This is a genomic window from Paenibacillus sp. MAHUQ-45, assembly GCF_058133325.1.
In genome coordinates this window covers 18,019-38,982 of sequence record NZ_JBYUPV010000010.1, presented here as the reverse complement: position 1 = coordinate 38,982, position 20,964 = coordinate 18,019, and the positions used below count along the sequence as shown (strand labels likewise).

22 protein-coding genes are annotated in these 20,964 nt (G+C 51.2%); 9 read left to right on the top strand and 13 right to left on the bottom strand.

The window, feature by feature from the left end:
• Positions 1-146: 146 nt before the first annotated feature.
• The 4 genes from AC3Y23_RS20650 (at position 147) to AC3Y23_RS20635 (ending at position 4,327) form a co-directional block, all read left to right on the top strand.
• Positions 147-1,169, top strand: a complete 1,023-nt coding sequence (locus tag AC3Y23_RS20650; protein WP_379202508.1) for a S66 family peptidase — start codon at positions 147-149, stop codon at positions 1,167-1,169.
• Positions 1,170-1,253: 84 nt separating this feature from the next.
• On the top strand, positions 1,254-2,276 hold the full coding sequence (locus AC3Y23_RS20645) for an SDR family oxidoreductase (RefSeq protein ID WP_379202506.1): 1,023 nt from the start codon (positions 1,254-1,256) through the stop codon (positions 2,274-2,276).
• Positions 2,277-2,493: 217 nt separating this feature from the next.
• Positions 2,494-3,153, top strand: a complete 660-nt coding sequence (locus AC3Y23_RS20640; protein ID WP_379202504.1) for a class I SAM-dependent methyltransferase — start codon at positions 2,494-2,496, stop codon at positions 3,151-3,153.
• A 169-nt stretch (positions 3,154-3,322) separates the two neighbouring features.
• On the top strand, positions 3,323-4,327 hold the full coding sequence (locus AC3Y23_RS20635; RefSeq protein ID WP_379202502.1) for a CapA family protein: 1,005 nt from the start codon (positions 3,323-3,325) through the stop codon (positions 4,325-4,327).
• Positions 4,328-4,447: 120 nt separating this feature from the next.
• Here the strand turns inward: AC3Y23_RS20635 and AC3Y23_RS20630 are convergent, their stop codons facing one another.
• Positions 4,448-5,011 (bottom strand): nitroreductase family protein, encoded by a 564-nt coding sequence (locus AC3Y23_RS20630; protein WP_379202500.1) that lies wholly within the window; start codon positions 5,009-5,011, stop codon positions 4,448-4,450.
• Between the two features lie 551 nt (positions 5,012-5,562).
• On the opposite strand from AC3Y23_RS20630, the gene AC3Y23_RS20625 reads away from it, so the two are divergent.
• Entirely contained in the window at positions 5,563-5,817 is a 255-nt protein-coding gene (locus AC3Y23_RS20625; protein ID WP_379202498.1) for an AbrB/MazE/SpoVT family DNA-binding domain-containing protein, read from the top strand.
• Positions 5,818-5,992: 175 nt separating this feature from the next.
• On the opposite strand, the gene AC3Y23_RS20620 is transcribed toward AC3Y23_RS20625, so the two are convergent.
• Both AC3Y23_RS20620 and AC3Y23_RS20615 read right to left on the bottom strand, forming a co-directional pair.
• The gene (locus tag AC3Y23_RS20620; RefSeq protein WP_379202496.1) at positions 5,993-6,499 is read right to left on the bottom strand and encodes a helix-turn-helix transcriptional regulator; all 507 of its coding nucleotides are present in this window, start codon (positions 6,497-6,499) and stop codon (positions 5,993-5,995) included.
• Positions 6,500-6,586: 87 nt separating this feature from the next.
• A complete protein-coding gene (locus tag AC3Y23_RS20615; RefSeq protein ID WP_379202494.1) occupies positions 6,587-7,741 on the bottom strand; it encodes a YhgE/Pip domain-containing protein in 1,155 nt (384 codons plus the stop codon).
• Between the two features lie 155 nt (positions 7,742-7,896).
• Here AC3Y23_RS20615 and AC3Y23_RS20610 point away from each other — a divergent pair, with 155 nt between their 5' ends.
• Positions 7,897-8,613 carry an HAD hydrolase-like protein gene (locus AC3Y23_RS20610; RefSeq protein ID WP_379202492.1) on the top strand — a complete coding sequence of 239 codons (717 nt, stop codon included), beginning with the start codon at positions 7,897-7,899 and terminating at the stop codon, positions 8,611-8,613.
• 138 nt (positions 8,614-8,751) lie between these two features.
• Here the strand turns inward: AC3Y23_RS20610 and AC3Y23_RS20605 are convergent, their stop codons facing one another.
• From AC3Y23_RS20605 to AC3Y23_RS20580, 6 genes are read right to left on the bottom strand one after another with little or no spacing between them, the layout of a single operon-like run.
• Positions 8,752-9,882, bottom strand: coding sequence for a YheC/YheD family endospore coat-associated protein (locus AC3Y23_RS20605; protein ID WP_379202490.1), 1,131 nt, complete (start codon positions 9,880-9,882; stop codon positions 8,752-8,754).
• Complete coding sequence (locus tag AC3Y23_RS20600) at positions 9,864-10,382, bottom strand: GNAT family N-acetyltransferase (RefSeq protein WP_379202488.1); 519 nt, start codon at positions 10,380-10,382, stop codon at positions 9,864-9,866. The genes AC3Y23_RS20605 and AC3Y23_RS20600 overlap by 19 nt, the downstream gene beginning before the upstream one ends.
• A gap of 26 nt (positions 10,383-10,408) precedes the next feature.
• Complete coding sequence (locus AC3Y23_RS20595; RefSeq protein ID WP_379202486.1) at positions 10,409-11,521, bottom strand: YheC/YheD family endospore coat-associated protein; 1,113 nt, start codon at positions 11,519-11,521, stop codon at positions 10,409-10,411.
• Positions 11,518-12,891, bottom strand: coding sequence for a YheC/YheD family endospore coat-associated protein (locus AC3Y23_RS20590; RefSeq protein ID WP_379202484.1), 1,374 nt, complete (start codon positions 12,889-12,891; stop codon positions 11,518-11,520). Before AC3Y23_RS20590 ends, AC3Y23_RS20595 begins: the two co-directional genes overlap by 4 nt.
• Positions 12,892-14,064 carry a YheC/YheD family endospore coat-associated protein gene (locus AC3Y23_RS20585; protein ID WP_379202482.1) on the bottom strand — a complete coding sequence of 391 codons (1,173 nt, stop codon included), beginning with the start codon at positions 14,062-14,064 and terminating at the stop codon, positions 12,892-12,894.
• Between the two features lie 10 nt (positions 14,065-14,074).
• Positions 14,075-15,442 (bottom strand): YheC/YheD family endospore coat-associated protein, encoded by a 1,368-nt coding sequence (locus tag AC3Y23_RS20580; RefSeq protein ID WP_379202480.1) that lies wholly within the window; start codon positions 15,440-15,442, stop codon positions 14,075-14,077.
• 132 nt (positions 15,443-15,574) lie between these two features.
• On the opposite strand from AC3Y23_RS20580, the gene AC3Y23_RS20575 reads away from it, so the two are divergent.
• Positions 15,575-15,919: a YlbF family regulator gene (locus tag AC3Y23_RS20575; RefSeq protein WP_379202478.1), complete on the top strand. Its 345-nt coding sequence runs from the start codon at positions 15,575-15,577 to the stop codon at positions 15,917-15,919.
• 161 nt (positions 15,920-16,080) lie between these two features.
• On the opposite strand, the gene AC3Y23_RS20570 is transcribed toward AC3Y23_RS20575, so the two are convergent.
• Positions 16,081-16,665: an LURP-one-related family protein gene (locus AC3Y23_RS20570; RefSeq protein WP_379202476.1), complete on the bottom strand. Its 585-nt coding sequence runs from the start codon at positions 16,663-16,665 to the stop codon at positions 16,081-16,083.
• 204 nt (positions 16,666-16,869) lie between these two features.
• Here AC3Y23_RS20570 and AC3Y23_RS20565 point away from each other — a divergent pair, with 204 nt between their 5' ends.
• Both AC3Y23_RS20565 and AC3Y23_RS20560 read left to right on the top strand, forming a co-directional pair.
• The gene (locus AC3Y23_RS20565; RefSeq protein ID WP_379202474.1) at positions 16,870-17,148 is read left to right on the top strand and encodes a hypothetical protein; all 279 of its coding nucleotides are present in this window, start codon (positions 16,870-16,872) and stop codon (positions 17,146-17,148) included.
• Between the two features lie 227 nt (positions 17,149-17,375).
• Positions 17,376-18,710: a DRTGG domain-containing protein gene (locus AC3Y23_RS20560; RefSeq protein ID WP_379202472.1), complete on the top strand. Its 1,335-nt coding sequence runs from the start codon at positions 17,376-17,378 to the stop codon at positions 18,708-18,710.
• 935 nt (positions 18,711-19,645) lie between these two features.
• Here AC3Y23_RS20560 and AC3Y23_RS20555 read toward each other — a convergent pair.
• From AC3Y23_RS20555 to AC3Y23_RS20545, 3 genes are all read right to left on the bottom strand, one after another.
• Positions 19,646-19,987, bottom strand: coding sequence for a YtpI family protein (locus tag AC3Y23_RS20555; RefSeq protein WP_379202470.1), 342 nt, complete (start codon positions 19,985-19,987; stop codon positions 19,646-19,648).
• Positions 19,988-20,080: 93 nt separating this feature from the next.
• Positions 20,081-20,584 (bottom strand): sporulation membrane protein YtrI, encoded by a 504-nt coding sequence (locus AC3Y23_RS20550; protein WP_379202468.1) that lies wholly within the window; start codon positions 20,582-20,584, stop codon positions 20,081-20,083.
• 4 nt (positions 20,585-20,588) lie between these two features.
• Positions 20,589-20,912 (bottom strand): YtrH family sporulation protein, encoded by a 324-nt coding sequence (locus AC3Y23_RS20545; protein WP_379202465.1) that lies wholly within the window; start codon positions 20,910-20,912, stop codon positions 20,589-20,591.
• Between the last annotated feature and the right edge of the window lie 52 nt (positions 20,913-20,964).

Genomic DNA, 20,964 nt, shown 5'->3' with positions numbered 1-20,964 from the left:
CGGCGTTCTCTCCCTCAAACGATTTTCAAACTACTACAAAAGGTCGTATAATTAAGTTTATTTTATTCTTTTTCCGCAGATTTGCTTAGACGAAAGTCAATCACAGTGGGAAAAGGGCCGTTTTAGGACATCCAGGAGGAAGACTTATGATCAGATATCCATTTTTAGAGAAAAACGCAACAATAGGAGTGACAGCGCCTTCATCAGGCGTGAGCTCAAAGGGTCATGATCCCTTCAAGTTAGCTTGTGAACAGATGGAGACCAAAGGCTTCAAGGTCGTCTGCGGAGATACCGTATGGACACAGCATAAGGCTAAGTCGGCTCCAGCTCCGGTGCGTGGCAAGGAATTCAATACCATGATGGGGGATGAAGCCATCGGGATGATTTTTCCGCCTTGGGGTGGCGAGCTGTTGATTGAGATGCTGGAGTTTATTGATTTTGAATGTATTGAGCGCCAAAGTAAATGGATTATGGGGTATTCGGATATAAGCACGTTACTGCTGGCGGTGACCCTGAAGACGGGCCTGGCTACAGCTCATGGGGCCTGCTTCTATGATTTTCGGGGAGAGGTTAGCGATGAGACTACCGGGCAATGGCTGTCCGTATTGATGACGAAGGCAGGGGGCTCCAATATTCAGCACTCAGCTCCCCGTTATCACAAAGAGAAGGAACAAAGTGAACCGTCGCCAAATGTCTTTCATCTAACGGAACCTGTGGAATGGAAGACAGTCTCTGGATCGCCGGAAACGGTCAAAGGTAGATTGCTGGGTGGATGTGTGGATGTCATCAGGCATCTAATCGGCACACCGTACGGCGACGTGGCATCTTTTCAAAAGAAGGTCATCCATGATGAGCCTATTCTGTGGTACCTGGAAAATTGCGAGCTGAACACCGCAGATTTACGTCGTTCGCTCGTCCAGATGAAGCTGGCAGGCTGGTTCCGGAACTGCTCGGGACTATTGTTCGGCAGAAGTGCGGCCAATCGTCCATTTGATGGATACACAGCCGAGGACATGTACAAGGAACTTGCCGAGGAACTGGGCGTGCCAGTGATTTATGATGTGGATTTTGGGCATGTTCCGCCGCAGCTTACACTGATTAACGGAGCTTATGCCGAGATAGAGGTATTCGAGGGGAAAGGCACAGTACAGCAGCATTTTCTTCCCTAACAGACAACGCGTCAGAGGTATGGATAAGAGTCTTTTCAGTGATTATTTCGGGTACTTATTTTCCTAAAAAAGGAGCTGGGTCAGATGAAAGTATTGTTTATCGGAGGGACGGGTCAGATCAGTCAGGCTGTGTCCAGGCTGGCTGTAGAGCGAGGTATAGAACTGTATCTGTTCAATCGAGGACAACGGGATGAATTCGTACCAGAAGGCGCGAAGGTCATCACGGGAGATATTCGCCAGCAGGCTGAGGCTGCTGCTGTGCTGAAGGACCATGAATTCGATGTGGTGGTGAACTGGATTGCCTTTACACCGGAGCATGTTCAGACCGACATTGAGCTGTTTACAGGTAAGACCAAGCAGTATATCTTCATCAGCTCGGCTTCTGCTTATCAGAAGCCGCAGCGCAGCTACCTGGTGACGGAAGAAACGCCAATGGAGAATCCTTACTGGCAGTATTCCCGGGACAAGATTGCCTGTGAAGAGCTGTTAATGGAAGCATACCGGAATAGCGGCTTCCCGGTGACCATCGTACGACCGTCGCATACTTACGGAGATACGGCAATTCCGGCGGCATTGACGAGCTGGGAGCATCCATGGACGCTGGTGGACCGTATCCGCAAAGGCCAACCGATCATCGTGCATGGGGATGGAACCTCACTGTGGACGCTGACACACAACACGGATTTTGCCAAGGGATTCGTGGGCTTGCTGGGACATCCTGAAGCATTGGGAGAAGCGATTCATATTACCTCGGATGAGGTTCTAAACTGGAATCAGATTTATGCAGGTCTCGGTGAAGCGGCAGGCGCAGAGCCACAGGTCGTGCACATCTCCACAGACTTCATTGCCGCCTTTACGCCTCCGGGAACCGCAGACGGTCTGATTGGCGACCAGGCGGTGAGCAGCGTATTCGACAACAGCAAGATCAAGTCCCTGGTACCGGATTTTGTCTGCACAGTTCCTTTTATCGAGGGTGTCAAGCGTTCGCTGTCCTGGTTTGAGAATCATCCGGAGCTCTGCACAGTGGACCCGGAATGGTCGGCGCTGGTGGATGCCCTGATTGAAAGACATGGTACGGCGCCTAAACCTATTTCCTACTATACCTAGAACGTGACAAGCCTACTGGCTTGAAACGACGGCAGGGTCGTGCTGAACCTTAGAGAAGGCGAAGCCGACCCTGCCCTGTTATCAAAGACGACTGAACCCTTGCGGATCAGCGTCTTTTTGTGCTGTGCACCCATCCCACTATAGGAGGTCCAGGCATGAATCAGTGAATCCTGAATATACTCTCACTACCGAAATTCCCGTTAAAGGAGTCCTGGCCATGCCAACACATCCCTATGTCTCCCGTTTCTTTGTCAACACCGATGCAAGGCGCGATAAATTGATATATGATTTGCCGAAGTCCTGGTGGAGCCGTCCTTATGAATACGAATGGTGTACGCATTTCGTCTCCTCACATGATGTGGTGCTGGATGCAGCTTGTGGTATCTCTCATCCGCTCAAGTTCTATCTCACCGACGTCTGTGAGGAGGTTCATGCCTGCGATATGGATGCAAGAATTGTTAGCAAGGAAGCTATACTGGCGGAGATTTCCCACGATATTGGAAAGGACGCAGCATGGCAGGTACAGGCTGGAAGGACTACACGCCTGCATCTGGCCCAAGCCGATCTAACAGCGCTGCCTTACGAGGATGAATATTTTGACACGGTATTCTGCATCTCTGTCCTGGAGCATCTGTCGCTGTTGGATCAGTATCACGCACTGGGAGAGTTCCACCGGATTTTGAACGATGAGGGTCTCTTAATCCTGACTTTTGATTACCCAACAGTAAATCTCCAGCTCATGAACGGCTTGCTGCTGCAGGCGGGATTTCAGTACTGGGGCGAGACTGATTTTGAGCTGCCTTCGGATGCCGTACGGACGGACGCCTGGGATGGCTTGAATTGCTTCCGGGCTGTGCTAAAAAAACAACATAGCTGACAGGCATTGATTTATTCAGGCCCATATGCCTAGTAAATCTAAGGATAACTACTGGACTTTATACCCTTTATATGGAAGTTTGTGCCTTGTATAGTAGAGTAGCAGCACAGCAGACTGCAGTGAATCAGAAGATAAAGGGGTTAAACTGTTGCGCAAATCAGCAATCCTTATGATCATTATGCTACTACTTGTTACGGGCGCATCTCCTGCTAATGGAGAGGAAGCGGAACCACAGCGCATTCAGCTATCTTTTGCAGGCGATATCCTGCTGGACGGCTTCGTAGGTGAGCAAATTGCCCGCTACGGGGCCAATTATCCATTCGTGAAGGTGGCGCCGGTACTCCAGAAGGCAGATTTGGCTTTTGCCAATCTGGAGACACCGGTGTCTACCCGGGGAACGCCTTCACAGAAAAGCTTTGTTTTCCGTTCCAAGCCCTCAGCTTTGAGTGGACTAGTCTTTGCCGGCATTGACGGTGTGACCCTGGCCAATAATCATATTCTGGATTACGGCAGGACGGCAATGCTGGACACGTTGGTTCATCTGGACAGATACGGAATTGGACATACGGGCGCAGGCGCTGATATCAAGGAAGCGTTCAAGCCGTTTGTGAAGACGGTCAAAGGAAAAAGAATCGCTATCCTCGGTGTTAGCCGTGTACTCCCTAGTCCTTCCTGGTATGCAGGAGCATCTACCCCAGGTGCCGCTTCGGCATATACGTTAGAGCCGCTGCTGAGCGAGATTAAGGCCTCATCCAAGGTCAATGATTTCACGATTGTGTACATCCACTGGAACGAGGAATTCAAAGATTATCCGGAGAAATATGCCCGCACCCTTGCCAAGCAAATCATTGACAGCGGAGCCGATATGATTATAGGCGCACACAGCCATTGTCTGATGGGTATTGAGTATTACAAGCACAAGCCTATCTATTATTCACTAGGCAATTTCGTGTTTAATCGTTCCACCCGTGGAGGGGATAAGACGCTTCATTCCATGCTGCTGAATATAGAGATTAAGGGCTCGGATATGACGGGCGTGATCACTCCCGTGAAGATAATCGCGGGCCAGCCCAATTTTATGGGAGCGGATTACAATGCTCAGACGATACAGCAGCTCAACAAGCTCTCGTATAATGCGAGGATTGATTCGTCGGGGAAAGTATGGGAGAAGTGAGATCTCCTGCCCTGAAGTTCGGACTATAGCGGCAATGACCAACTGGGTGTCCCATTCGCCATGACCGATGGCGGTGAGACACCCTTTTGCATGGCGCGAACATGTTGACGGTATGGATGCCTATTCGTGCACTGTGAGCCGAGTTTCTGCCGGTGTACGCGGTTTGGCTGGCGGGATTACCTCAGGGTAACCGATATGCAGCACGCCTACGATTTTCTCGCCAGGAGCAACGCCGACAGCCTCCCGGAAGTAAGGGGCGAACATGTAGGGATTGGTCTTCCAGACGACGCCCAGCCCCTGCTCCCAGGCTGCGAGCTGAAAGCTCTGAATCCAGCTGCACACGGCGCCGAAGTCTTCTGTCCACTGCTTGTCCCGCGGGTCTTCCTGCATGACAACAATGAGATGAACCGGGATCGTCATATATTCCTTCCGCCGCTGAAGCTCGTATTTCTGCCGTTCTTCATGCGACATGGCGCCGAGCACAGCTTCAGTAAAGGTCTCGCGGGCAGCACCCTTGTATTGGATAAACCGCCAGGGCTCCCGGAGCGCGTGATTAGGCGCCCAGTTGGCGGTGTTCATCAGCGAAAGCAGCAGCTCCTGTGGAACAGGCGTGCTCTTGTACTGCCGGATACTCCGGCGTTCCCGGATCGCTTGTGCAACGGGAAAAGCGGGGGAGTTATGCATTTTCTGTGCCTCCTGTATGCCTGTGTTATGGGTGTGATTCTGTCAATTATACTATATGAATTAGGCTGAGATCTAAAGTCCCGGGTAAGGAAATAAATGGTTAATTTATTTTTTTATAAACTAATCTAGTACAGGATCTATCTAAAAATCTGAGATGGGCATTATACGGTCGTTAGAGCGGAGGATCGGAAGAACCCTCCGAATGCGTAGCGGTCCAATATAGCGTCTGAGGCGTCAACTGCTGATTTTGGTTTTGAATCCTATTACAATGTAAAGATTTTATGTTCAATTTATATATTTTCCATAAATAGCTTTCAATGAAAGCTATTTTCATATAGAATAGTTAACGAAATCTTTAAATTGTCGAAAAAACAGTGTTATTTGTCGAAAAACAGTGTCGATAAATATCAAAAAATGTAGAAAAAAATTGACAGGAAAGAAATAGCACCTTACAATGCAAATATGACGTAATCGTTACTACTTTATAGAAGCTTTGATAGCTTTTAACTCTAATGATTATTTAGGTGTTATTTCAAGGGAGGATGCTTAAGATGAAAGCAACAGGAATTGTAAGAAAAGTAGATGAACTGGGACGTATCGTAATTCCAATTGAACTGCGTAGAACAATGGGAATTGACATAAAAGACCCGCTTGAAATCTTCGTTGATGGAGAAAAGATCATTCTTAGAAAATATGAGCCTACCTGCATCTTCTCCGGCAGCGCGGAAAACCTGATCAACTTCAAAGGTAAAATGGTCAGCAAAGATGTTCTGGACGAGCTTATTTCAAGTTTCGACAAAATCTAATTTAATTTTCGGTTAGTCCGGAAATTGTTCAGCCTATAAAGGCCGGTTTGCAGCACAGTATTGTGCTTGCAAACCGGCCTTTTGTCATACTCTAAACCAAAACAAGACGGGCACCTCCATAACGCTTGGGTGGCCGTCTTGTTTTGGTTAATAAGACATGGGCTGTTGTACTGGCTCAGGAATCCAGCACACTCTGCAATTTGTCGACGGCTGCGCTGTATTGCGTCATTCCAATCTCAATACAGAGTTTCTGATGCGGACTCAGTTTGCCATCAAGATCCTTAAGCTTCTGCGCCAGTTGGTCATGAATAGCCTGTTTATCCTCTATCTCTCGCCGTAGAAGATTGTTCAGGGTGTCCTTGTCGGTCATATCTCCGAAATAGAGGTGCATAAGGAAATCAGAGCGCAGCACTTCTCGCTCGGCAGGCTGCTTCAAGTAATGGTTGAATTGTTCCATTCCTTCAGTGGTGATGGTAAAAACATTCTTATCAGGCTTGCCTTTTTGATGCACAGTCTCTTTGCTAATGAGATTTTGGCGTTCCATCTTGCTCAGGGCTGGATAAATGGTACCAAAGCTGGCATCGAAGAAGAAGGAGAAGTCTTCTTCGAAGTGACGTTTAATTTCATAGCCAGAATGGGGCTCCTTACTTAATAGACCCAAGATCACATCTTGTATATTCATAGACGTCCTGCCGCTCCTCTCTGTCTAATTACCATACCACAATCGCAGGCAGAGACTCAATGAACTGAGACTGGGGGAAGAGGAGTGTTAGGCGCTTATTTGGGTATTACCGGGAGTGGTTGCCGGTTCCCGACGAATGGAGGTCAGGAGGATGCTTATGGCAACGGCGGTAGCCCCAATATAGATTAGGGGCCAGAGGTCACTGCTTAGATCCGAACCGCCGATGAGAAGGGTGAACATGCCGTCCACTGCGTAATAGGCAGGTGAGAACAGGCCAATCGATTGGTAGAACGTCGAGAGCATATCGCGTGGAACAGTGGCTCCAGAGGCCAGCATCTGGATAGATAGCAGCGCAATGTTGAGCCAGGCGCCGATGTCTCCGAGCAGGAGGAGGCTGAGATTGGCGATGGTCATGCAAGAGAGCAGTACGACAAATTCGAATAGCCACATTGTTATGAAGCCGTAACCGGAATGAATGCCTAGCCCATTCATCATGGAGGTGCCGACCAGCGAGCCGATGATGGCCGTAGCTCCGATGATGATAAAGTGGGCGGACAGAGTCTTCCATTTCCCTGCTGTGCCTGTCAGTGTGGATGATGCTTTGCTGAGACTCATCGTCAGGAACATTGCCCCTGTAAAAGAAGCTGTCACTACCATCAGGGGGACCATGGCGGAGGAGAAGTTGCGTAGAGGATGGACTACCTGAAGATCCGAGCTGACTCGTTGTCCGGAGCTCTTCCGGATGATCTCAGCTTGTGCTTCTGGGATTTTCATACTGTTAAGGACACCGTTCAGCGTAGTCGTGCGGGTATGTTCATTTAGTGACTCGGTGACTTTAGCAGCAACGCTCTGCATGACCGAGCTGACCATCTGTGGGTTGGATTCGTTGAGAATGTAGTTAACTTTCGCAGTGGCGTAAGGGTCACTAAGCTGTGAGGTGAAGCCTTGTGGGAGATGGATGATGAAACGGAGGCGTCGATGTTCCAGATCATTCTGGGCATCAGGCAACGTAATTTCGGTCTCAGTGCGGAAATGAAGTGATCCGGCAATAGAATCCGCGATGGTCTGGCCTGCCGCACCGTCTTCGTTCACTATTGCAATGGGCAGCTGATCCGTGCGAGTGGTCACATGGTCGTAGCCAGTGATCCAAATCAGGCTGAAGAATACTTGAAACAACAGGGTGGTGATAATGCCGATAATGGTAGCGGGCTGCTTGAGCAGTTTCAAAGCTACAGTAAACATAAAAGATCACTCCTTTTATATATCACATTGTAATATGACAGAATGAAATATATCATACTGATATATGGAAGGCAAGATGAATTTATCCATCGCTATCCCGGCAGCTTTCCGATATCATAGAATGCATAAATACAGCATAAGAAAGGAGTTATTTCATGAGTCAGGAAGAAACCAGTTTTGAACAGAACAATCAGATCCCGCAGCTGAAGAAGCCGGAAGCGATCATCTTCGATATGGACGGGACCTTGTTCCAGACGGAAAGCCTACTGCTGCCGGCCTATCACAAAATGTTCGACATTTTGCGAGAGGAAGGGTTATATACAGGAACGACACCACCGGAGGAGCGTATCCTTGGAAGTGTTGGCATGTTGCTGGAGCAAATCTGGAAGATTGTAATGCCAGAGGCGGGAGAGAATGTGCATCGTCGTGCGGATGAGCTGCTGCTGCAGTTGGAGATTGAAGGACTGGAGGCCGGGAATACGCTGCTCTATCCGCAGGTAGCTGAGACGCTGGTGGCATTAAAAGAACGGGATGTACGTCTGTTCGTCGCCAGTAACGGGCTGCAGGACTATATCCATAGCATTGTAGTCGTGCACGAATTGAAAGAGCTGTTCGAAGGCTTGTATAGCGCAGGCGGGCAAGGAACAGCGACAAAGACGGACCTGGTGCGCATTCTGCTGGACAGCCGTGGAATCAGCAGTGCCTGGATGGTAGGAGACCGTTCTTCCGATGTTAAGGCAGGAAAAGACAACGGGCAGACCGTGATTGGCTGCGCCTATGCAGACTTCGGTCGTCAGGATGAGCTTAAGGGCTCGGATGTTATTATCGAGTCTATTGGCGAGCTGTTAGAGCTTTATGATAATGCGGAATAGGGTAGCTTGACTGCTTTAACGCTGTTGTAATCACATATATCTGCAAAATAAAGAGCCTCAGTCCGTGTAGTTCGGGCTGGGGCTCTTTCGCCTATACATATGAAAGAAGGGGGGAACAGTGAGGCAGTGCATACCTCCTTATTCTTCGGTGACTTTGGAAGACGCCGGAGTTTCCTTGTTTCTATGAATCCACAACGCATATTCCAGCGGACGTACCAGCGATTTGCGGTAGGTTTCGGTGTCGCCGGACCGGAGAAAGACCTCACGAGCAGGCTTGGGGTTGACCTCCAGGATATAGATTCTTCCTTCACGATCAATGGCAAGATCCAAGGCCAACTCACAGAGGGAGCTAAAGGTATCTTCCAGATAGGCAGCGGCTTCGATCCCCAGCTTCTCGGCCGTGTTCATTACCTTCCCGGCTTTCTCCTGGCTACCCAGCCAGCTTCTGAGTAGTTTCTCAGCCCGAACAGCATGGCCGCCGCCATGCAGGTTAGAGGTTACGCTGCGCGCCGCTCCGACTCGTCCGGCCATTCCCGTTAGTTCCCAGACGCCAAGACCATTCTTCTGAACCAGCATGCGGTAATCATGGAAGCGGCCATTCGGCAGACGAAGAGGAATGCCCTGCTGTGCGAGAAAAGTACTTCCAATACACCACTGACGGACTACACTTTCAAGCTGGGAGAGCGAGACCTTGCGTGGAGGGATAATGTGGCGGTTCTGCCGGCGGCCCTGTATGTCGAAGAAGCTTTGTGCACTGGCCTTCTTCTCGATGCGTAGAATTCCGCGTCCGCCAGTGCCATTAATCGGCTTGATATAAACGACGGAATGCTTTTTAAGCATCCGTTTGAGGTCGGTGGAAGACTGATAGAGCAGCGTGTCCGGGAGATGCTGCCGGAAACGCTGCTTTTGCGAGAAGGTTTGGTGAATGGTCCATTTGTTGCGCAGCGGCCGGTTTAGAAAGGTCAGATGATTGTAGCGGGCACGGAAGCGAAGAAGCTGCTGGAAGCGGGCGCTTTTCTGGATACGGCAGCGATCAAAGATCATCCCCGGCAAGGCCCGCCACTTGCGGGACCATTTCCCGGTTTTGGAGTCATAGACCATCGCGTAGACTTGCTCTTTCGTGGCGTGTACATCCATAGGTGTAAAGACAAAGACATCCAGCCCGAGCTTGCCGCCTTCGATAATCATCCGCCGATACACACTTTTTTCTTCGAGCTGCTTGGCATCGTTCAGATACAATGTAAGAATGCCTAAGACGGGTTGTGACACAGTAGTTCACCTTCTTGTGAAGAGATGGTAGTACTTCCCGCATATTCTGGCGAACGCAGCTCAAGCGTGGGCTTGCCGGTTGGTCCAGTGGTGAGAGCCACCGCAGCCAAGCCAGCCCGGAAGCACATTTTCAGGCTGGCGATATTGTCACTGGCGACACTGCATTCCAGTCTGCCAAGACGTTGCAGCTGTGCCGTCAGAAGCGAAGAGCCAGTATGCTTACCCCGATACAGCGGATGGACGGCGACAAGGCATGCTTCCTTGCCGAAGCCAGACACGAAGCAAAGGCCTGCAAGCTGGCGGCCGTACTGGCCGCGCACGGTAGCCACCAGCAGCGATACGCCAGGGAGGGCAAGCTGCTGTGGAGTCAATGCAGCTAGCGTCCGGTAACCCTGGATTGTGATCCGCCGATCACCGTGCTGCCGGATGAAATGCAGCAGGCCATCCAGCCGAGCGCTCCACTCTGCAGGGGCCGTGTCGTAGATGGAAGAGATTTGCATGTCGTTGTCACTTCCTTCAGGCAAGATTATTCGGGATGCTGGGACAGATGCTGGCTGTACTGGAAGATCCGTTCCAGTGATAGCTTGCGGATCGCCGGTTCATCGAATTTCATCGGTCGTGAGTTGGCCTCGAAGAACCAGAGACCACCGTTACGATCGACTCCGAAATCCATGGACATTTCCCCAAGTCTATACTCGGAGGCCCGCTCAATCTGGCGGGCCATTAACAGGGCTGTCGTGGGCACGTTCTTGAGAATGGCCGCGCTCCGCTCGGTGCTGAAGGTTCCCTCCAGCATGCTGGAGGGTTCTTCGACGGTGCCGCCACGCGGAACGTGGGTAGTGATGCTGCGGGCGCCGGCCAGCCGGGCGCCGATGCCTGTAACGCCCCAGTTGCCCCGGTTATTCTTTTGCAGCAGCACGCGCAGATCGAAGGGGCGACCGCGGTGAGTGGCCAGCTCAATGGCCTCCTGAACGATATATCGAGTCGTTCCCTTCTCCTTGCTGATGCGACTCCAGAGGCGTTCAATGGAAGCTGTTTTGTAGGTAACGTTTTTTTTGCCAGTCTGGATTTGTAGTCGGTAGGGCAGTGGCGTTTCTTCAAGATACTTCAGTCGCATGATGCCTTTACCGGCTTTGCCGGTCTCGGGCTTCAGATAGAGACTGCCGTGATTCTTCAGCATGGCTGTCAAGGTGCTCGGACTGCGCAGTCGGCGGGTCTTGGGTACATGCTTTGAGGTGAAGCGAGAACTGTGTAGCCATTCGAATAGATTCCATTTGTTGAAAAAATACGGATTGTAGAGATGGATGCCAGGATGCTCCAGACACTGGGCGATTTTGCGGGCCACAGGCTTAAGTTCTTCCTTTTCCCTGCTCGCCACCCGATTATAGATGATCTGTGGCAGTGGTACAGGGATGCTGTACCACTGCTTGCCGCTTGGAGAAGGGATATAACCGTTGATGAACCGTTCCTCCAGCTTGAGATCACGGACGGTAACTACATATACGAGGTAACCCAGTTCTTTGCCGGTGCGAATAATATCACGGAAATTACTGCGGTTGCCGCAGAATTTCAGACGCTTGTCACTGGTGGTCAGGATGGCGATAACGGGCTTGCTCTCATCGGGAATGCGGATGTTCAAGGCTCATCCCTCCTGCGGAATTTGCTGAGATACAGGCAATGTTCCAAAATATGCTCGATGGAAGCTCTGCCCTCAGCGCGCAGGGAAGGGTGGCGGAAGATGGAGCGTCCGGGTTTGGCATTCGCCTCGAACATCCAGATTTCCTCATCCTGGTCGATCCCAAGATCGAAGCCGATCTCGCCCAGCAGATGTCGATGCTGGATTTCCAGCGACTCTGCCAGTCTGACAGCAGTACTCTTGGCACGCTGAAGCACTTCATCAGCCTTGCTTCCGAATACACGGCCAAGCGCCTGCTGTGGCGTGAGTAGTGCACCACCATTTTTGAGGTGAGTAGTGACGCTGCCCCGTCCGGCCTTCTTGGCGCCGATCCCGACGACAACCCACTGGTTACTGCCGTTCTTGTGCATATGAAAACGGAAGTCGATAGGGCAGCCATCAATTTCAATGAGCCGGATGCCCTGCTGTACGATATAATTCTGAAGCTGTTGGCCATGGCGCCCCCGCAGCATACGCATTAGGCTCTCGAAGTTTGAGAAGCGCAGCAGCACGTTCTTGCCATTCTTGCGGTAACGGGCAAAGTAGCCCTTTTTCGGCAAATAAGTGAGCCGGTAAATGCCGTGTCCAAGGCTGCCCGCTGACGGTTTGTAATATACGAAATGATGACGGTCCAGCATATCGCGCATTTTCTCCGTGTTAGGGTTGGTATGGGTCTCCGGCACGTAGCGGTTTGCCGTGGAGTCGTTCTCCAGCAGTCGATAAATATCGGATTTATTAAAGAAGCTCCAGTTGAAGTAAGGAATCTTCTTGCGCATGAATCGTTCCCGCAGCTGGTTGATGTAAGGAGAGGTTTCCGCCCTTCTGCTGGGAAGTCGATTGTAGACGACATCGGGCAACGGCACCATTTTGCGTTCGAATTTGCCGTTTGAAGTCAGGAAATAACCGTATATTTGCTCCTGCTGCCAATTGATATCGCGTGGGGTGAAGGCAAAAATATAGCATTTATTGCTGCCTTCACGCAGCAGCTGTTTGATGAATCCTGTGCGGGAGCCGAAGGGCTGGGAAGAGGAAGTCGGCCCATCGGATAATATACCGACCAGAGGTCCGAGCTGTACCTCATCGTTCTCCAAATTGCGCAAGTAAATGCCGCCAGTCTTCGGAACCTTGATGGCGCTCTTCACACCAGAGGCGAGAAACATATGCTTGCCGGCTCGCTTGATGGGTTTGATGATCGCCGGAATTGTATCCTTGCCCAGCCGCAGGCGAATGTTCTTTTTACCGGATAGCTTCAGGCTTTTCATCAGCGAGCCCGATACATATACGATCCTCTGGGGCTGTTTGGTGAAATGGACGTTGCAAAAAGTGAGACCCATTTATGAATCCTCCTTAGGAATCATTGATTTATTCCCGTGTGAACGAAGCCGCAGTGGTGACCATGTCGGCTGTATACGCCTTGCAAGCATCAGATGGCGGGCGTAGCGCAGCGGGTTTTCAGTAGATAGCTTGATAGCCCGGCGGTCGCCTGTCAGGCGAAACACAGATCGTCCCGGCTTGGAATTGGCCTCGAGCAGCCAGATCCGGCCGCCTTCGTCAATCCCGAAGTCAAGGCCGAGCTCACCGAGCCTGCCGCAGGCATCCTCCAGCACAGCCGGCAGGAAAGCAGCATGAACGGCCAGTTCCTCCACAATATCCTTGCCTGCCAAACCGTATTCTGCGGTCAGGAAGGGTAAGGGAGAGACGGCAGTTCCACCGCCGTGCAGGTTCGAGGTGAGCGTTCCCTTGCTGCCGAGCCGGACGGCCATTCCTGTGAGTCCCCACACGCCGCTGCCATCTTTCTGCATAAGGACACGAATGTCGAACGGCTGGCCTGTGCTGCCAGTGAGATGCAGATAAGGCTGTATAATGTAACGGCGCGAGTCGATGAAGTCGTGTATCCAGTCGAGACCTTCTTGCTCACTGGCAAAAGCGAGGTGAAACGGTGTGTTGGCACCGTCCCGGCCACTCACGCGAAGCCCCCCTGTGCCTCCGTGAATCAACCTGGCATGTAACGTGCGCTTGCCATGCGAACCGGCCCTGGGCTTCAGGAATACGCCGTATTCTCTCTCTGCGAGCATGGTGCTCAGTCGGTCACGGCCACTATAGAGCCGGGTCTCGGGTAGCAGCGGCGCCGCGCTGCGAATGGACTTCAGAATCTTGTATACGCTCCATTTGTCGGGTAGCCCGCGGGACCAGGGCAATGAGCGGGGAAGGGCGGCCAGCGCAGCCGAAGCTTCCTGCCGCTCCTTTCGGCTGCTGTAGAAACAGCGGTTATAGACCACATCTGGCGGTGCGGCCGTAATGTTCTGCCAGCTGCCGTCCTGCCACATATACCCGGTGACACTTGATCCGTCTGCTGCTACGCCTTTAGGCTGGAAGATGAGAACATCCAGATTGAATAACGGAGCGGCCTGGCACAGCTGGCTACAAAAGGCGGGCTCTGCGATGGGAGGGTTGCCATTGCGGCGGCCTGTCATGACGCCAAGGAACCCTAGTGTTGATGTCTCCATGAGATCCTCCTTATAAACCGGCCAGGTAACGGCAGTACAGAACCATTTGCTTGACGGATGGTCTTATTTTTTGATCGTTCAGCGGTGTGTTGTCGTTCTTGGATGGCTTGGAGTTCACTTCGAGCAGCCAGATCCGGCCGGATTGGTCGAGTGCCAGATCGATCCCGAGTTCACCGAAGTGGGCCGGGATATAACTCTCTATTCCGCGAGCTATGGCAAGGGCTGCTCGGGGCAATCCGAGCTGCACGCTATCCTTCACACCGGAAGGAAGGCTGCTTTTGTTCACCGCTTCCCGGACAGTGCTGAGGGTACCGCCCCGCGCCAGGTTCGACACGAAATGGTTGTTGCCAGCTGTACGGGCGACGATGGAAGTAACACCCCATTTGCCGGTACCATTCTTCTGCACCAGTGCCCGGAAATCGACGGGTCTCCGCCCTATTTCCAGCAGGGGGAGACCTTGCTGGATCTGGTAGCGGGTGCTTTTCATTTTGGGAGAAATGGCCTGAAAGAGCTTCGCAAGTGTGGGATACGACTGCCTGCGGGAGCCCATTGGTGTGGTAGATTGCAGCAGGTATCCGCCCCCGTCTTCCTTGGAAATGCGGAGGATGCCTTTGCCCAGACTTCCGCGTACTGGCTTCAGGAATACGCTCTGATAATGGCTGCACATCCGCTTCAGCACGGCAGAACCGTTCAGCATATGGGATTCGGGCAAGTACCGCTGCAAGGAGGCATCTTGTTTCAACGCCTCGAACACCTCTGTTTTGTCAAGAAATTTTTCGTTGAAGAAATGTGTGCCGTAGCGCGATTTTACATCGGCCAGGAAATGCTGTACGCTAGGTTTGTTCTCTACCTTGCGCGTGGTGAGTCGGTTGTTGATGACATCGGCAATGGGCAGATTTCGCTTGCGCCAGCCCTCTTCGTATACCCAGCCCTGAATGGATGAACCAGATGTCTCCAATGATTCAGGGGTAATGAAATATACATAGGCTCCCTGTGCATGGCAGGCATTGGTCAATTCCCGGCAGAACATCGTGATGGCTCCGAACAGCCGCTCGGGCTGATCGGGATAGTGGCGGCTGACAAGAACGCCGATCAATGGTCCAAGCCGGAGGGTGCGGCTGCCCGTGCTGTAGGAGACGTTTAGTTTATGCCGGAATTTAAATCCGGCTCGTCGCGCCAGCCCCTCACTTACGCGCAAACTGTCGGACTTGGGAACCGGAATGACGGTTACGTCCTGCCGGAATGAGCCGAAGGCGAGCTGAAGCGTGCCGTTTGCCGGAATTTTGAGTCTTTTCATGGATCGGTCTCCAAGCATGACGGCATTTTCCTGCAGGATGCTCGATTGGACCGTTTGGACAGGGATCTTGAGCTTAGACATCTTGGATCTCCTTCCGGTAGCATGATGCCGGCAAATTGATAGCTAAGGGTTACATATCATTCATCATATGGAGACATCTGACCCTTGGTGATTGACCTATTTTTTTAATAACAATCTGGGAGGAATGAAGTAATGAACGTTTATGACAAAGCACACGAATTAGCACGGGCCATCAAAGAAAGCAGCGAGGTGACGGATATTTCTGCAGCGATGAAACTGGTTGATGCTGACCCGGAAGGTAAAGCTATGCTGGAGGGCTTCCGCCAGAAGCAAGCAGAAATGCAGCAACGGATGATGAGCGGAGAGATGCCAGAGCAAGAGGAAATGGAGAAGATGGAGAAGCTGTTTGAGGTGCTGAACCTGAATCTCGGCATTCGCCGTCTGTTTGATGCAGAGCGCCGCCTGAGCGTAGTGATCGAGGACGTGAACAAGATTATTACCGAGAGCCTGCAGGAGCTTTACGGAGAACTGGGCTAACACCCAGGTGTTTAATAGGTAAAAAAGGGTATTCCCGCGGCGAAAGCCTGGGGAATACCCTTTTTTAGTGAGAGAATAGTAGCGTAACATCATAATCAGTGCTTGCTTAATAACCTGACCAAAACAACTCAGTCAGAAGGCTGACAAAGAGGTTCACGTCGTTATTCCTGTTTGCCCTCGATGGCGCACAGCAGAATGCCCGCAGCTATGCCAAGCCTTCGGTCGATCAAGCTTCTTCTGTCTTCCTCGAAATCGGCGCTTACTTTGGAAACGAACGGATTGAAGTTCCTGGTGAAGACCGGAATGGCTATTCCGTCTATCACGACACTGTACTTCTGGGGAATGATAGGGAAGATTCGACTGAGTAGCGCCATAGCGAGGCTCTCCTCCTTGATTTTTCCGATCTCTTGATCATGGCTATCCAGAATAGTCCATTCGTCCTTCAGAATCGATTTGAATCCGTTGCGCCGCAATGCGCCGAGATGTTCCCCGGTTTCTGTATCATGCACATCATAGGTCGCTCCGAAGTCGATGATGCTGCGGGCTTTGATCCGCAGAAGTTCCTTGTACATACTCTCATCCGTATAGATGGAGATGTCTTCTTTAAGCTTGAACGCTTTAAGATGGGAGTACAGAACCAGCTCCCCCGTACTGTCATAGATATGGAGTTTGGCCCCTAGGACGGAGAATACTTTTTTGCGAATAACGTACTGGGTATGTGTAAAAGCTCTGTTTATGATGATCAACGCCTCTCTGATTGGATGAAGTGCAGCTGTCGTTATGTACTATAGAGCTATACCTGCTTCTGTTACAGATTATACCAGTCAATGGGAATCAAAGATAAGTTTTTTGTGGACTTGTCTCATATTTCCGGCTCCACGTTCATAGAGTAGAGATATAGATTTCACACGGCCACTGTGAATAAACTACTGAACAAGGAGCGGTTTTCCATGAAAAAAAGAAATAAGTTCAAGCACAGTCTCTACCTGATCCTGGCGCTGGCTATGCTGCTGTACGCGATTCCGAAGCTATCGCTAGCTAATGGGCCAAGCTGGGTGTTCGGATTTGGTGTCGTCTGGTCGGTCTTTGCCTTTCTGGTTATTGCTGCTCATTTGCACTTTATCATTGGGGTGGATGAGGAGAAGCAGCAGCGGCTAGAGGCTGTGCGCAAGGAGAAGATTGCTGCTTGGGGCAAGTGGTATGAGGAGAAGAGAGTCGTGCAAAAATGATAGATTGTCGCAGGACAACCCCCTGAATTCGCCATAATGGTGAGCGCAGGGGGTTATTGAGTTGTATTGAACAACCGGACTCCCCTCTGACGGAGAGCCGTAACCCCGTAACCCCGTAACCCCGTAACCCCGTAACCCCGTAACCCCGTAACCCCTGTTGAACTAGGGCTTTCTTCCCGTGTATAATAGAACAGTATAGTACAGATCGGACCATGGGGGTGTAACAGTTGGAAGGTCAAGGCGATGCAATTACCAAACATGAACAGCTGCTGCAGCACATTGAGAGTCTAAAGGTCGGGACCAAAATATCGGTCCGCAAACTGGCGAAAGAATTGGCCGTCAGCGAGGGAACGGCGTACCGGGCAGTCAAGGAAGCCGAGAACCTCGGCATCGTGATTACCAAGGAGCGGATCGGGACTGTTCGGGTGGAGAAGAAGCCGCGTAATATCTCTGAGCAGCTCACCTTCGGGGATGTTGTGGATATTGTCGAAGGCCATGTGCTGGGCGGCGCGGGCGGCTTGAACAAGCATTTGCACAAATATGTCATCGGGGCGATGAAGGTCGACGCGATGATTCGTTATATTGATGCAGACAGTTTGTTGATTGTCGGCAACCGTGATGATGTTCACTCCATGGCGCTGGAGCAGGGTGCTGGGGTGCTGGTAACGGGTGGCTTCGGAACAAGCCGGGAGGTTAAAGCGCTGGCTGATCAGTTAGATCTGCCCGTGATTTCATCCAGACATGATACTTTTACTGTCGCTTCGATGATTAACCGGGCGATTTTCGACAGGTTGATTAAGAAGAAAATCATGCTCGTGGAGGATATTCTGGATAGCAGGCCTAGGCTGCATACGCTGAAAATATCCAGTACGGCCGGCGAGCTGCTTCAGCTATCTCTTGACAGCGGGGAGCAGCGGTTCCCGGTAACTGATGAATGGAACCGCGTCATTGGCATCGTCGGCCGCCGCGATGTGGAGACTTTGACGGCGGGGCAAAGTATTGAAAAGGTGATGATCCGTAATCCGGTCACTGCCGGGCTGCAGACCTCCCTGGCATCAGCGGCACAGATCATGATGTGGGAAGGGATCGACTTTTTGCCGATTGTGGACCGCAACCGCAAGCTGGTAGGCTCGTTGACCCGCAAGGAAGTGCTGCAAAGTCTGCGGGATGTTCGCAACCAACCACAGCTTGGCGAGACCTTCGACCATCTCATCTGGAACGGCTTTGCGGAGGAGCGGGATGAGGAAGGACATTTGTTCTTTCACGGCTTCATCACCCCGCAGATGGCGACGGATCTTGGGACGATATCGGAGGGAGTGCTGTCTACACTGATGACCCTCTCTGCATTCAAGGCGGCCAAGGATATCACCGGCAATGACTATGTGCTGGACAATATGTCCACCTACTTCATCCGGCCCGTACAAATCGAGCACTCTGTAATTGTTATGCCGAAGCTGCTGGAGAGCAGTCGCCGGACCTGCAAGATCGAGATTGAGATCAGCCACCAGGACACGCTGGTAGCCAAGGCAGTGCTGATGCTGCAATCCATCGACCACGGATAAGGGCGACTCGCTCCAAACATGCGTACTCCGGGGAGGCTGGCTCGCAGCCAAATACCGGATTATAAAATGGGGTTGTCACAAAAGTGAACGATTCCCTTCAAGTAGACAGTAAAAAAATAAACGCCCATTAAGCGGCGTTGATCTTAAACGGAGACGCTCCCCTTTCGATAGACAGGTAGAATCATAACCCCTGCTACGACAGGGGAGCGTTATCATGTTACTTCAAAAAGTGGATGCGCTAAAGCCAAGCCCTGTCTCAAACGCAGATCCTGAACCTCAGGGGTTGTAAACTGGAGCTTTTCTTGGACAATCAATCCAAATAAAAAGTGGCCTTGCACGGCCGTGCGCATGTCGCGCAGCATGGTGGACTGGATCAGAGCCTGGTGCAGGTCCTCACACTCTACCTTTAAAGTTTGGCTTTGAGCTAGGATTTGAATTAGCGGGAAAATGTACTGTTAATTTTCGCTTGCAAGGGTTTTTCTAGAGCTTAAAGGGAAATTCTCCAGTTATTTTTCCTCTTTATAAAAGAATCGAGGGTTATCTTAGAGAATAACGGGAGTATTTCCCGTTATTTTTTGGAAACACGTCACTTTCGAACAATTAACGGGAGTATTTCTAGTTATTTTCAACATGACATCCGTTTTTATTTTACTAGATGAGTACGCCTGAAGGCCGGAGTGGGTTTTGTTTTGGATCTTGTTTTGTTTTGGCTTTTGCTTTCACTTTGGTCTTCACTTTGGTTTCGCTTGTCCATCTCTAGCAGAAAAAGGTGAGCGTCGACCAAAAAAAGAAAATGGCGGGTTCAGGAATCTTCCTGAGCACCGCCATTTTCTTTTTTTGCATTATTTTTTAGCAGATGGACTTCTCATCAAGGAATAGGGAATATACCTAGTTTTGAGATAGCCACTTTTTTGACGTATGCATTGGCTCTGTAATCAGCGTTTGGAGCCCGCAGAGTGGGGGGCGGCTTCATCTTCGGCTACCATCTTGAGACGGCTGAAATGTCCGAAGCTGCGCAGCCCCGAGAACAGATTGAAGATACCGATGATCAGAAAGGCTGCTTCGACAATGATGCCGATGGTGGAACCACTGTAAAGAAACATGGACATCATGGTCAGGGTCAAGAGCATTGCGCCGAGCAGCATATTCATGAAGGATTTTTTGAGTCCGCGATCCACGGGGTCCACGCTGCGGCGGGAAGCAAAGCTGTAGTAGGCCGCGCCAATGATAAAGGCGACCAGTAGAATGAATAGTGTGTACTTAACGAACATAATCATGGTCAGGCAGCTCCTTTTCAGGTCTACGAGAGTCGGTTTGCAGGGTTCGGGGACGAACGCCTGCCGCTGCCTCTTATTGTATCATGATTGTCCTCAGGTGCGCTTGTATGGATTGATTTCCACCCAGATTTGCAGTACACCTTCCATAACGAGCATCGTGCGGATACGCACGGCATATTCCTTATCCCGTACAATGTAGAGCTTTCCGTCGAGCAGAAGGCGAGCCAGCTTGCCATCCGTATCAATTTCGAACATGCTCCGGCCGCGCATCGGTGCGAGATCCTTGCTCATTTTGCTGATGATCTCCTTCACCGTGGCCGGTTCCATTACAGGTTCGCCATCCTTGGTCTTGCCTTCCTCGGCGCGGAGCTTGATTTCCCGGATGACTGTAGAGCTGTTGTTGTATTTCTTAAGGGTCTCTATATCCTTGCGGTACTGATCAATTTGGACGAGCAGGCTCTGATTCTGCACCCACAGCACATTATAGCCCATATGAAAAATTGCATTGTATACGACGCTCCCTGCGACCATTCCGAGTACAAATACGGCGGAAATTTGAGAGAAGCGGCGGTAGCGGTGAAATGGCGGAATCCTCACAGCGCTACCCCCTGCCACAGACCCATTTGACTAGTTCACTGCCCATATGAGCGCCAAGAAAAGCAAAGACAAGATAGAGAATCTGCTTGATCGCCGGAGACAGATTGCCGTCAAATACATTGCTCTCGATGACCCGCATCGGATCGATCGTTCCCCCAACTGCGGCAGCCAGTGCCCAGATTTTGATCCGATTGGCCACGTCCAGCATGGTATCTGTAGGCGGCTGAAGTGAGAGAACGGCACCGATGCCGCCGAGCATCGCCCCGCCGAGGACAATCCCGCAGGCAATAAAGAAATCAAGGACGGCCTTGCTCAAAAAAATGCTCATACTAGCCCCTTTCCGGAACGCGGCCATCCTCTGCCTCGGCCTGTCCCTGTGC